This is a genomic window from Flavobacterium sp. GP15 (assembly GCF_014281985.1).
GTDB classification, from domain to species: Bacteria; Bacteroidota; Bacteroidia; order Flavobacteriales; family Flavobacteriaceae; genus Flavobacterium; species Flavobacterium pygoscelis.
Map to the genome: position 1 here is coordinate 84990 of NZ_JACFTC010000004.1, position 12687 is coordinate 97676.

At 32.0% G+C, this 12687-nt stretch carries 13 protein-coding genes; 5 read left to right on the forward strand and 8 right to left on the reverse strand.

Features of this window, described 5'->3' with window-relative positions; genetic code table 11:
* Nucleotides 1-75: 75 nt before the first annotated feature.
* The 5 genes from H2650_RS09990 to H2650_RS10010 all read right to left on the reverse strand — a co-directional run bounded on the left by H2650_RS09990 (nt 76) and on the right by H2650_RS10010 (nt 5041).
* Nucleotides 76-753, reverse strand: a complete 678-nt coding sequence (locus H2650_RS09990) for a metal-dependent hydrolase (RefSeq protein ID WP_188050664.1) — start codon at nt 751-753, stop codon at nt 76-78.
* A gap of 174 nt (nt 754-927) precedes the next feature.
* Entirely contained in the window at nt 928-1887 is a 960-nt protein-coding gene (gene menA / locus H2650_RS09995) for a 1,4-dihydroxy-2-naphthoate octaprenyltransferase (protein ID WP_188050665.1), read from the reverse strand.
* Nucleotides 1888-1996: 109 nt separating this feature from the next.
* On the reverse strand, nt 1997-3499 hold the full coding sequence (locus H2650_RS10000; RefSeq protein ID WP_188050666.1) for a PH domain-containing protein: 1503 nt from the start codon (nt 3497-3499) through the stop codon (nt 1997-1999).
* The gene (locus H2650_RS10005; RefSeq protein WP_188050667.1) at nt 3499-4020 is read right to left on the reverse strand and encodes a PH domain-containing protein; all 522 of its coding nucleotides are present in this window, start codon (nt 4018-4020) and stop codon (nt 3499-3501) included. The genes H2650_RS10000 and H2650_RS10005 overlap by 1 nt, the downstream gene beginning before the upstream one ends.
* A 190-nt stretch (nt 4021-4210) precedes the next feature.
* Nucleotides 4211-5041: a 1,4-dihydroxy-2-naphthoyl-CoA synthase gene (locus tag H2650_RS10010; protein ID WP_188050668.1), complete on the reverse strand. Its 831-nt coding sequence runs from the start codon at nt 5039-5041 to the stop codon at nt 4211-4213.
* 256 nt (nt 5042-5297) lie between these two features.
* Between H2650_RS10010 and H2650_RS15885 the strand changes: the two genes are divergently transcribed.
* Nucleotides 5298-5423: a hypothetical protein gene (locus H2650_RS15885; protein ID WP_255462866.1), complete on the forward strand. Its 126-nt coding sequence runs from the start codon at nt 5298-5300 to the stop codon at nt 5421-5423.
* Between the two features lie 349 nt (nt 5424-5772).
* Here H2650_RS15885 and H2650_RS10015 read toward each other — a convergent pair whose 3' ends face one another.
* Nucleotides 5773-6627: a S1 RNA-binding domain-containing protein gene (locus tag H2650_RS10015; RefSeq protein ID WP_188050669.1), complete on the reverse strand. Its 855-nt coding sequence runs from the start codon at nt 6625-6627 to the stop codon at nt 5773-5775.
* A gap of 175 nt (nt 6628-6802) precedes the next feature.
* Between H2650_RS10015 and H2650_RS10020 the strand changes: the two genes are divergently transcribed.
* From H2650_RS10020 to H2650_RS10030, 3 genes are all read left to right on the forward strand, one after another.
* On the forward strand, nt 6803-7273 hold the full coding sequence (locus H2650_RS10020; RefSeq protein WP_188050670.1) for a hypothetical protein: 471 nt from the start codon (nt 6803-6805) through the stop codon (nt 7271-7273).
* A complete protein-coding gene (locus tag H2650_RS10025; RefSeq protein ID WP_188050671.1) occupies nt 7273-7611 on the forward strand; it encodes a cupin domain-containing protein in 339 nt (112 codons plus the stop codon). The genes H2650_RS10020 and H2650_RS10025 overlap by 1 nt, the downstream gene beginning before the upstream one ends.
* Nucleotides 7612-7833: 222 nt before the next feature.
* Nucleotides 7834-9186, forward strand: coding sequence for a M28 family metallopeptidase (locus H2650_RS10030; RefSeq protein WP_255462867.1), 1353 nt, complete (start codon nt 7834-7836; stop codon nt 9184-9186).
* A gap of 121 nt (nt 9187-9307) precedes the next feature.
* Here the strand turns inward: H2650_RS10030 and H2650_RS10035 are convergent, their stop codons facing one another.
* A complete protein-coding gene (locus tag H2650_RS10035) occupies nt 9308-9649 on the reverse strand; it encodes a DUF2853 family protein (RefSeq protein WP_188050672.1) in 342 nt (113 codons plus the stop codon).
* 88 nt (nt 9650-9737) lie between these two features.
* Nucleotides 9738-11399, reverse strand: a complete 1662-nt coding sequence (menD, locus tag H2650_RS10040) for a 2-succinyl-5-enolpyruvyl-6-hydroxy-3-cyclohexene-1-carboxylic-acid synthase (RefSeq protein WP_188050673.1) — start codon at nt 11397-11399, stop codon at nt 9738-9740.
* Nucleotides 11400-11511: 112 nt separating this feature from the next.
* On the opposite strand from menD, the gene H2650_RS10045 reads away from it, so the two are divergent.
* Nucleotides 11512-12687, forward strand: coding sequence for a thioredoxin family protein (locus tag H2650_RS10045; protein ID WP_188050674.1), 1176 nt, complete (start codon nt 11512-11514; stop codon nt 12685-12687).

Consider the following 12687-nt stretch of genomic DNA (forward strand, 5'->3'; position numbering starts at 1 on the left):
AAAGTTTCTAGCCTTTTGAAGGCTAGAAACTTTATAAAAGATTGCAACGGATAGCTGGAATAGCTCCGAATAAAATTACAATTCTATTGATTCGCCTATTTCTAATAACATTAAATCCTTTCCTTTATTAAAGAATTTGCGAATGGCGTCTTCATGATTAATTTCTATGTAACCAAATGTATCGTAGTGATAACCCAGAATTTTATCACAATCCACAAAATCGGAAGCAATAATAGCATCTTCGACATCCATCGTAAAATTATCACCAATTGGCAAAATGGCCAAATCAAGTTTGGTACGCATTGGAATCAGTTTCATATCCATTGTTAAAGCTGTATCGCCAGCGATGTAAATGTTTTTATGTTCACTTTCGATAACAAAACCTCCAGGATTACCTCCATAAGTGCCATCGGGAAAAGAACTAGAATGAATTGCATTTACATATTTTAGTTTACCAAAATCAAAATTCCAGCTTCCGCCATGATTCATAGGGTGGGATTGAAAGCCTTTAGCGGCATAATAAGTTGTAATTTCAGCATTTGAAATAATTACCGCATTCGTCCTAGTAGCAATTGCCTCAACATCTAGAATATGATCTCCGTGTGCATGAGTTAATAAAATAAAATCGGCTTGTAACGTATTAATATCAATGTGTGCTGCTTTTGGATTTGCAGAAATATAAGGATCTACTAGAATGTGCTTACCCGCTACTTCAATTCCTAAAGACGCGTGACCGTAAAAAGTTATTTTCATATGATTTTGTTTTAAATTATATCTAAAGCTCTCTTAGATAAAGCTAATAGTAAACAGTATGATTAAAATTTATTAATTGTAATTTTTTTGAATTTAGATATTCGAATTATATTTTGCAAATGCTATTAAAACTCAATTAATATTCAAAAGGAAGTTTGATATTATAACTTGAATTTATCTTCCTCCTAAAAATAAATTCACTACCAAATCTGGAATTAAAGAAACCATACACAACGCTAATAAAATAGAAAGTACAAATGTACTAAGTGCTAATTTTTTTAATTCTGGATCTAAAGCTCTGGCATCTTTATTTTTATACACCGTATTTAAATGCTTTACTAGAGGTATATATGCCAATAAAAATAAATATTGATCCCAACGATAGTCACTTAAAATTGCAAAAAGTACAACTAAAATCATTGCCGTAATGATTAAAAAAAAGTGATATTTCTTTGCTTTTTCTCCGCCTATTTGAACAACAATTGTATTTTTATTCGATTTTCTATCGGAGGCCTCATCACGCATATTATTTAGATTCAATACTCCTGTACTTAACAAACCTATAGCCGCTGCTGGCAAAAACAAATCAAAATCCAATTGTTCAGAATATAAAAAGTTTACTCCAATTGTACTCACTAACCCAAAAAACACAAATACAAAAATATCGCCAAAGCCACGATATCCATACGCCCTATTACCAACAGTGTAGCGTATAGCCGAAGCAATTGCTGCTATTCCTAATACCAAGAAGAATAAAGAATACCAAATATTAGTATCGCTAAATGCAAAATAAATCAAGGTTATTGCTGATACTAAAGTAAGGAATGAAGTTACTATAATTCCTTTTTTCATGGCTTGAGGCGAAATCGCACCACTTTGAATGGCGCGTAGTGGTCCTACTCGATCGGCATTATCTGTTCCTTTTATACCATCTCCGTAATCGTTAGCGAAATTTGATAACACTTGCAGTCCTAAAGTCGTTAATATTGCTAAACCAAAAATAGTCCAGCTAAAAACATCTGTAGGCGTTTCTATATTATCTGTAGGACGCAAGGCATACATGCTACCTACAATTATTCCAGATACCGATAATGGTAATGTTCTCAAACGCGCTGCTTCAATCCAATGTTTCATTTTATTCAATTTATTTTTACCACGAAGGTATGCTATTTTTTAAAAATTTTGGCTTTTAAGCCATCAGTGATAAGGTGTGTTTTTAGAAATAAAAACCCTAATATCCTAATTACATCCAATTGCTATCCGAAGTTTCAATTTCGTAAAGCCATTGATTGACATATTGTTTTATCACTGTAAAATTACCTAATTGAAAGGCTAAATCCCCTCCTGCTGTATGAATAATTACAGAACCAATGTCTACTCTTTTATGCCAAAATAATTGCGAAGTGGTTACCCCTTGAATTTTTGAAGTTTCAATAATTGCGTTATCAATATCCCAAGCACCACTTTGTTTTATAATAAAGTTGTCATTAATATAAAGTCTATTATTTAAAAATCCAAAACACAAAACGAGTCCAATAAACACAATATAAAACGGCAATACATAACTATAAGTTAGCAAGGTTGGATCTAAATAAAAAGCAAAAATAAAAAAAAGCCCAACCGGAAGTATAATAAACAAGAAAATTGAAAAAACCAATTTGCGATAGTTTGGTTTTAATACTATTCCTTTTTCAGGCAGGATATGAAATAAAAGCTTAAAAATAGCTATTTTCTCTTTTTCGTTACAACCAGGAATTTCAATAATTGCTTTTTTAATATCAGTATCACTGCTCGTTGCTTGCTTTATTTTTATCTCTAAAATATCAAATTTTTTCTGGAAATAATTTCGAGTTACCGTAACAATTTGTACTTTTTCTGGCTTGACTATTGTGCTTTTAGTGCTTAGTAATCCAAATGATAATAGCAAAGAATTCTTATGCTTGGTTACTTTATAGTCAAAATATTTAAAAACAACGCGAATTAAGTTGATAATCAATATCAACAATATCAGTATTAAAAAAACAAATCCAACATATTGAATAGTCGATTGGCTGTCAACAAAGTTTTCTAATTGTTCGTCATCAACTTCATATTCTGGAATTATTCTTTTTACATTATCAAAAATTGTCATTATAAAGGCTAAAACTAAACCTAACGTTTTTACATAATTGGTTGTAATTCCAACTTTTAACAAACTTAGAAAGCTAATCTTTACAAAAGGTTGATTTTGATTAATTGAGTTATGAACTGTTGCTTCTTCACTTATTTCTTTTTCATTTACAGCATTCCCTTCTAGCAATCTTGCTTTTAAATTAAGCGCAAGTGTATGTGAAATAGCGCGAATTCTACCTTCTTTTTTGGCACTTCCTGCGGTGTCAACATTAAGTTCATAAACGCCTATAATTCGTTGAATTAAGGACTGATTAATATCGACTTGTTGAATTCTATCCAATTGAATAATGGTACTCTTTTTATTTAAAATCCCTTCATTTATGACAAACTCCTCATTTTTATCATCTAAATAAAATTTAAAATTCAAGAATTTTAAATAAGCAACAAAAGCAATTATTAGTAAAAACGAAACGATTCCAAGACCAAGGTAAATCGTATTTAGATCCTTAAATTTTACAATATAAACAAGTAAAACAGGCCATAAACCTCGAGCCCATAATTGCAGGGTATCAACAAACATAACCAAAACGCCAATTGGAGATTGTCGTTGCGGTTGATTAAAGTCGTGTTTCATTACAGTTGTTTTTGTATTTTACCCATTAACAGCTGTTTTATGTTTTCGGCTTCCTCTTTGGCTATTCCGGGAATTGCAATATCACTAGAACTTCCACCTGCTGTAAAGATTTCAATTTTGGCTAAACCAAAAAATCGTGACATAAACCCTTCATGTAAGGCAACATGTTGTACTCTATTATAAGGAATTACAATTGTATTTGTTGCTATCACACCATATCTATACAATACATCATGCTCTCTAAAGGCAAATCCTTTTTTTCGAAATCCAATAATGGAAAAGGATACAATAAAAATCAAAAGTATTGGAATTACCATTCCTAAAATTAACCAAACTCTTCCAGAGAATAGTTCTGGATTAATAACTGAAAGAACCATTGGAGCCAATATAAATAAAGCAATCACTATCCCTAAATTAATCAAAACCACTCTAAAATATTTGTGATGCAAAGCTGTAAAAACAACTTCCTCAAATTTAGGAAGTTGTTTAATATCAATTGTTTTGTTTGTAAAATTTTCCATTTAATTTTATTTGTTTTTAACAAGAAGCTATTCTTTCAATAATGCAAATAATCAAAGGCTTAAATTTGATTTCGCATTTCAGAGTACAATTATTGAATCTCAATTTAGCATTTTTTTACACCAATACTTTTGCTTTCACAATACAATCAAAGTGGAATACTCTTAAGAAATTTAAAATTTGATGATTATATTAAGGAAGCCATTTTTTTTCGAAATTTGGTTTTCTTTTCTCTAAAAAGGCATTTCTACCTTCTTTGGCTTCTTCAGTCATGTAGGCAAGTCGCGTAGCTTCGCCAGCAAAAACTTGTTGGCCAACCATTCCGTCATCCGTAAGATTCATTGCAAATTTCAACATCTTAATGGCCATAGGCGACTTCTGTAAAATTTCCTGAGCCCATTCATACGCCGTATCTTCTAATTCATCGTGCGGAATAACCGCATTTACCATTCCCATATCCATAGCTTCTTGAGCAGAATAGTTACGTCCTAAAAAGAAAATCTCACGTGCTTTTTTCTGTCCGACCATTTTGGCTAAATAGGCAGATCCGTAACCTCCATCAAAACTAGTTACATCGGCATCCGTTTGTTTAAAAATAGCATGCTCTTTACTAGCTAAAGTAAGATCGCAAACTACATGTAAACTATGACCGCCACCAACAGCCCAACCAGGAACCACAGCAATAACTACTTTTGGCATAAAACGAATGAGACGTTGCACTTCTAAAATATTCAAACGATGTTGCCCATCCTCTCCTACATATCCTTGGTGTCCACGTGCGTTTTGATCGCCACCACTACAGAAAGAGTAAATTCCGTCCTTTGATGACGGTCCTTCAGCAGACAATAAAACTACTCCTATTGAAGTGTCTTCTTGTGCATCATAAAAAGCATTGTATAACTCTGCAGTCGTTTTTGGGCGAAAAGCATTGCGCACATCCGGTCTATTAAAGGCGATTCTGGCAACACCATTGCATTTTTTATAAGTGATATCTTCGTATTCTTTGGCAGTAATCCAATCCATGATTATTGATTTAAATTATTTTAGCGTAAAAATAAATCATTTTTCGCAGTATATCTATTCTATTAGAAGAAGCTTGTAGTAATCCTTATCTGATTAAAGAGGCTAAAATGTTAAAAATCAACTGATAAAGTAATTTTTAACGCTTACTAATTGAAATTATTTTTAAATTTATAACAAGCTAATCTAATAAATACCAATTATTTATCGATTTAATTATTGATTCTACACTGATTTATTAACTTAAAAAAAGAATGTATTGCAAACACTAAAAAATGTTGTCGCTCCTTTTTCTATGTTTATAAAAAATTATAGTATTTCAAAAACAGGGAGAAATGAGTATTTGATTCCATCATTTGCTATTTTAGGAAATTCTAAAAAGTAACACCTACGGTTAAAAAAAAGATTTATTTTCTTGTGCTTACATGAGTGAGGCATTAATAAAAATAATTTAGAAAATATTCTTTCAATATATAAAAACAACCAATGGCTAACTGTGAACTTAGATAAAGACTATCAAGCAAACGATTGTTTCAATAAAGACAAAAAAAAATCTTTAAAGTAATTTACGCTTAAGTTATTACATTTTAAATAGTAAAAAATAGTACTATTATTTTGCAGGCGGATAAAGCTACTTTAAACTTCTATTATTTTACTGCTACTACGAATTTAAAATTCTAAAAAGGCATTAAAAAGAGAAAGACTAATCGTTTTTGATTAGTCTTTCTTTTTTATTATTCTTTTACCAAGTAAATTCCATCTTCCTTAATTTCGATTAATTTTTCTCTGTAGAGTGCACCAATCGCTTTTTTAAAGGTTTTTTTACTCATCTTCAAAACTGTTTTGATATCTTCTGGATGAGAGTTGTCTGTTAATCGCAGAAAACCTCTACTGGCTCTGAGTTCGTCTAGAATTTTTTCGGCATTAGGCTCTATACTTTCATATCCTTGAACTTGTAGTGCTACATCTATTTTATTATCGGGACGAATCGTCTTTATATATCCTCGCATGCGATCACCTGTACGAATGGCATCATCATAAACTTCATCTTTGTATAAAAGTCCTTTGTACTTTTCGTTGATAATTACATTAATTCCAATTTCTGTAATGTGCGAGACAATCAAATCTACTTCTTCGCCTTTTTCAACGGTAAGATTTTCATTTTTTAGAAACTGATTGGTTTTACTAGAAGCTACTAAACGATTTGTTTTTTCATCCATATAAAGGTAAACCAAATAACGTTTTCCTTTTTCCATAGGACGCGCTTGCTCTTTATAAGGAACTAAAATATCTTTTTCCATACCCCAATCCATAAAAGCACCAATTTGATTGACATAATTCACTCTCAAAAGGGCAAATTCATTCAGTAAAATATAAGGTTCTAATGTAGTAGCAACGGGACGCTCTTCATGATCTAAATACACAAAAACAATCAGCTCCTCTCCTATTTCAAATTCATTTGGAACATATTTGTTTGGCAAAAGTATATCGTGTATTCCTTCTGGATCCGTATCGGGTGTTCCAAGAAACAAACCTACTTTGGTATCTCGTAAAATGGTAAGCGTATTGTATTTTCCTATTTCAATCATTTTCTTAAAATTCTTAGTCTTTATCGACTATATAAGGCACAAAGGTACAAAGATTTAATTAAGAAATAATTTTGATTTAAACTTATAAACTCCTATTTTTAAGATTAATTAAATCGCTAGTATTTACTAGTAAATCAGTCCTATTTTACAATTAAAAATCAAAAATAATACGATCATGAAAAAGATTACACTTTCTATAATTCTAATTGTAGCGCTTTCCACTGCTTATTCTTGTAAAAGACAGAATAAGGAAATTCAGTCCGCGAGCCCAACCACCGAAAATAAAGAAATAGAAGAACAACATGATTCCGAAAATCATTCCCTTTTATTGGACAATGGCGAACGTTGGATTGCGAATCCAGAAACAACTTTAGGAGTAGAAAAAATGCAACAAACCATGAATTCATTTACTGAAAAGGATAATGTTGAAGCATACAAAAAACTTACGGAGAATTTAGAATTAGATTTTAAAATGATTTTTCAAAAATGCACAATGACTGGTGCAGCACATGATCAGTTGCATAATTTTTTAATTCCAATTAAAGATTTATTAAAAACCTTGCCTTCTTCTGATTTGAAAGAATGTCAAGAAAGTTTTGATCAAATAAACAAACACTTATTAATTTATAAAACGTATTTCAAATAATGAAAACTGCCTCTTTAAGAAAAGATCTTCAATACAATGAAGACAAAGTTGCTATCAAAGTAATGATGGAAACAGATACAGCAAAGGAAATTAGAATTTTATTTAAAAAAGGACAAGCCATGAAAGAGCATAAAGCAGGCTTTCCTATTACAGTAGAAATTCATCAAGGGACAATTACTTTTGGTGTTAACGATGAAAAAATGATTTTACAAGCAGGAGATTTAATATCGTTAGAGGCCAATGTCCCTCATGATTTACATGCTGAGGAAGATAGCATCGTAAGATTAACTTTGTCAAAGTTAGATACCGTTGAAAGAGTAAAAAAAGTACTTGAATAAGTGCATATAAAGCTAAATAACATTTTTTACACTTTATATTTTCAATATCCCATTCTGAAAAGGTGGGATATTTTATTGTAATATAAAGTCCTATTTTAATTCATCCAACTTCTTTAGAATTTTTCCTAAGAATGATTAGCGTTCAACAAATACTAAAAACTAATTTCGGTTCCCTATTATTTTACTTTTTTATTAACTTTGAGAAAACTAAAAATACCACTTATGAAATTAACCTCAATTTGCTACTTATTACTACTTACAATTGTATCTCACACCACTTACGCTCAGACAACAGTTGATGATCCTGAAATAAAAAAAATGGTTGCCGAAGTAAAATCGGAAAATATGGAAGCAACGGTTCGAAAGCTCGTTTCTTTTGGAACGCGACACACCTTGAGCGATACCAAAAGTAATACGCGCGGCATTGGAGCAGCACAACGTTGGGTTAAATCAGAGTTTGATAAATATGCTTTATCCTCTAACGGAAGATTAACTTCGAAAATCGATTTTTTTACGATTAAAGCGGATGGAAAACGGATTGCTGCCGACAGTGAGCTAGGAAATGTGATGGCTACCTTAAAAGGTACCGATCCTAATGATGATCGCGTATTAATTATCAGTGGACATCTAGATTCTCGTGCATCTGATGTCATGAATGCAAAAATTGATGCGCCAGGCGCTAACGATGACGCTTCGGGAGTTGCTGCAATGATGGAGCTTGCTAGAATAATGAGCAAGAGAGAATTTCCTTTTACATTGATTTTTGTTGCAGTAGTTGGAGAAGAACAAGGATTGTATGGAGCCAAACATTTAGCTGATGCAGCAAAGGAAGGAAAATGGAATGTAGTTGCTATGATTAATAATGATATGATTGGAAACAGTTTGTCAAGCGGTACTTTATTAAGAGACAATACACAAGTTCGCGTTTTTAGCGAAACAATTCCGTATTTAGAGACAGAAGCAGAATCTAAAATGCGCAAATCAACTAATCGCGACAATGACAGTCCATCAAGACAATTAGCACGCTATATTAAAACGGTTACCAATCAATATGTAGATCAATTAGATATTAAATTAGTGTATCGCAACGACCGTTTTCTTCGTGGTGGCGATCACACTCCCTTCAGTCAAAATGGATTTACAGCAATTCGTTTTTGTGAAATGAACGAAAACTTTGATCACCAACACCAAGATGTAAGAAAAGAAAATAACATTCAATATGGTGATCTTCCTGAATTTATGGATTTTGAATACCTAAAAAAAGTGACTTGTTCTAACTTAGCTACTTTTAGCAATTTAGCATGGTCGCCAAAAGCGCCAACAAACGTAGGAATTGAGGTAAAAGACTTAACTAACTTTTCGACTTTGGTTTGGAAAGCTCCAGAAGGCAAAGAAGTTTTCGGTTACAATATTCTTATTAGAGAAACATCCTCATCACAGTGGGAAAAAACAATTTTTACAAAAGACACCAAAATAGAAATTCCTCATTCAAAAGATAATTTTTTCTTTGCTGTTCAAACTATTGATGCTTTGGGACATTCTAGCTTACCTGTTTTTCCTGTACCAGTTCGTTAAAAACAATTATCAAAAGCGAAAAAATATTTCTTTGAGATTTATAATTAAGAATAAAAGTTAGAGATAAAAAAAAGCGTTCGACTAAAGAGTCGAACGCTTTTTACATTTAGAAATGTCTCAATTAATTGTAAACGCTTTCTTTTTTAAAGTGAACAGTTAATAAATAATATACTACTGCTCTATATTTGTTTCTATTAGAACGTCCGTATTTTTCCATAACGGCATCGATTCCGGCATCCAAATTGGGTCCGTCCGCAAGTCCTAATTTTTTAATCAGGAAATTTTTCTTCACCGTATCCAATTCTGCTTGTTGACTTCCTGCAACCGTTGCAGCATCGGCATTATAAATCGATGGTCCGCAACCAATGGTTACTTTCGTTAATAAATCCATATCTGGAGTAACGCCACATTTGTCTTTCAAATCGGCTGCATACTTTACAATTAATTCTTCTCTTGCACTCATAATAAAATTTTAAGGTTAGTTTTAGTAATTAGTTTATATTCTCAAATTTAAACAATTAAATATCTATTTTAAGAGAAAAATAAAATAATTAAACCAACTCCTTAAAATAATCTAACAAAATTTTATCGTTCGCCAATGTGGGTGTAAAGATCTCTAAAATACATGGTTTTAGATTTTGATTATACAAAGCATTCAGACTTGTTTCTAAAGTTTTTTGATCGCTAGCTACACTATATTCCAAACCAAACATTTTGGCTAAGTGTTCCGCAGTTAAACAATGAGAAGTTTCAAAGAAAGTATTAAAAACGGGACTTTCTTCGTGTCCTGGCAATATTCTAAATATTCCACCACCACCATTATTTACTACTATGATTTTGAAATTCTTTGGGATATATTGGTTCCAAAGTGCATTGCTATCATACAAAAAACTAATATCTCCGGTAATAAAAACAGTTGGTTTATCATTGACAACAGCCGCACCAATAGCCGTAGAAGTGCTACCATCAATACCGCTTGTCCCTCGATTGCAATATACTTCGATAGTTGGGTCAATATCAATTAGCTGCGCGTATCGAATGGCAGAACTATTGCTTATTTGTAACTGAGAATTTTTTGGCAAACTTTTAATAACTGTATCAAAAACTACAAAATCAGAAAAAGGAATTTTATCTAAATAAAGTTCATGCTTTACTTCCCGTAATTTTTTTACTTTATCCATTTTGATAAAATAATCACTTCTTACTTCGGTTACCAATGGAAAAAAAGCTTCAAAAAAATAATTGGGATCAACTTCAAAATGCTTTGTTAAGGCTCCAAAAGTATCATAAGCTCTCAAAGTGTCAATATGCCAGTGGTGTTTGGGTTTGTATTTTCGTAAAAAAGCCTTAATCCGTTTAGAAACAATCATTCCGCCAAAAGTCACTAAAATCTCTGGACGAAAATCATCGAAATCAGCATCTGTAAAAGGCGTAATTATGGTATCGATGTTGTTTATAAAAGTAGAATGATGCAAATTAGAGGTCGTTTCAGTCATAACGACAACCGACTCGTCTGCTGCAAGAAAGTTAATAGCAGTTTCAGCAATAGCATTTGGATCATTTACACCCACCAAAATCATTTTTCGACTGGATTGGTTCCAAATTTTGCCATATTCTGATAAATCTTCTACAACAGGAATTGGAAGAAAATCCTCCGATACGTCTAAAACTACATTTACAGAAAGTTCAGAAACCGTCTGATACAAAGGTTCTTCAAAAGGAGCATTAATGTGAACGGGACCTTTTTTTAATAATGCTGTATTTATGGCGAAATTTATTTTAGCGTCATTTTCTTCAGAAACATTTTCTTGCAAATTAGCATTGTACAACGAATGATTTTCGAAAACATTTTCTTGACGAATAGTTTGCCCATCACCAATATCTATCTTACTTTGCGGACGATCTGCAGAAATAACAATCAATGGTATTTGACTGTAAAATGCTTCTGCAAAAGCCGGATAATAATTCAGTAATGCAGATCCTGAAGTACATACTAAAGCCACAGCCTGCTTGGTTTGTTGTGCCATTCCTAATGCGAAAAATGCTGCAGCGCGTTCATCCGCAATACTGTAACACTGAAATGAGGGATTGTTTACAAAACCTATTGTTAGAGGAGCGTTTCTAGAGCCGGGAGAAATTACTATAGTCGTGATTCCTTTAGCCAAACAAAGTTCGATAATGCTTTGCGCTAAAGGTATTTTGGGGTAAATCATGAATTCATTTTTTAAAAACGTAAAGATACAAAGTTAGCCAGCTTATTCCTTATTGTAGATTAGTTTTCTTATTTTTGAGATTCATTTTAAATAACCGATAATTCTATTCATTATGCGTTTTATTTTCACTTTTTCACTATACTTTTTGTTTCAATTTAGTTGGTCACAAGCAAACTTAAATCCCACCGAAATAAGTTATAAGGAAGCCCTTGTGCAATCTAAAAAGGAAAATAAACCTGTTTTTATTATGCTTTATGCTACTTGGTGCCCCCACTGTAACACGATGAAAGCAACAGTTTTTAGCGATCCTAAAGTCAAACTTTTTATGAATACCAATTACATCTCTATTTGGAAAGACATCGAAAAAGAAGAGGGAAAACAAATTAAAGAGCAATATAATACCAATGGTTTGCCAACTTTTTTATTTATAGATGATAATGAAACTCTTTTGTATAGTATAAAGGGAGAGATGAAAACAGAAACTTTTATGAATGAAGCTACGAATGCTTTAAACCCTAAATTACAATTGCCGTATTTAGAAAAACAGTTTTTGAATGATCCAAGTAACGTAACTACTTGTTTGGCCTATATTCAAACCCTTAGAAAAGGAGCAGATCGTACCGAGTTATCAAAACCAACACATCTTTATCTAGAGACTCAAACGGATCAGCAATTGCTTTCAGAAACCAATTGGCGCGTTATTTCGAATGGTGTTACTGATATTCAGTCTCGTGAATTTCAATACGTATTAAACCATAAAAAAGAATTTGAAAAAATAACCTCACCACAACGAGTGGATGCAAAAATCACTAATATTGTTTCAGAATTATTGCAACCTTACACCATAAATCTTGATAGCATTGCTTACTTTCAAAAAAGAGCAATTGCAAAAACCATTCAATTACAAAAAATAGATTCCCTTATTTTTTCATATGATTTATTAATAGCAGAACGCACTAAAAACTGGGGTTTATATCAAAAAACTACATTGGAAGGAACCGAAAAATACGTTTGGAATACAGCCAGTAAACTGGTAGAAATTATTCAAATATATCAAACTGAAATAAAAGATATTACCGCCTTAAAAAAGGCAATTGAATGGGGAAAAAGAGCAATTGAATTAAACAATTCTGCTGAAGCAAATTTGGTATTAGCTCGTTTATATGTTAAAATTAAAGATAAAAAATCAGCACAACTTTACGCTAAAAATGCACTTGCAATTACAAAAGAAATGGGTTGGAATACAAAAGACGCCGATACCTTGCTAAAACAATTAAATACTAAATAA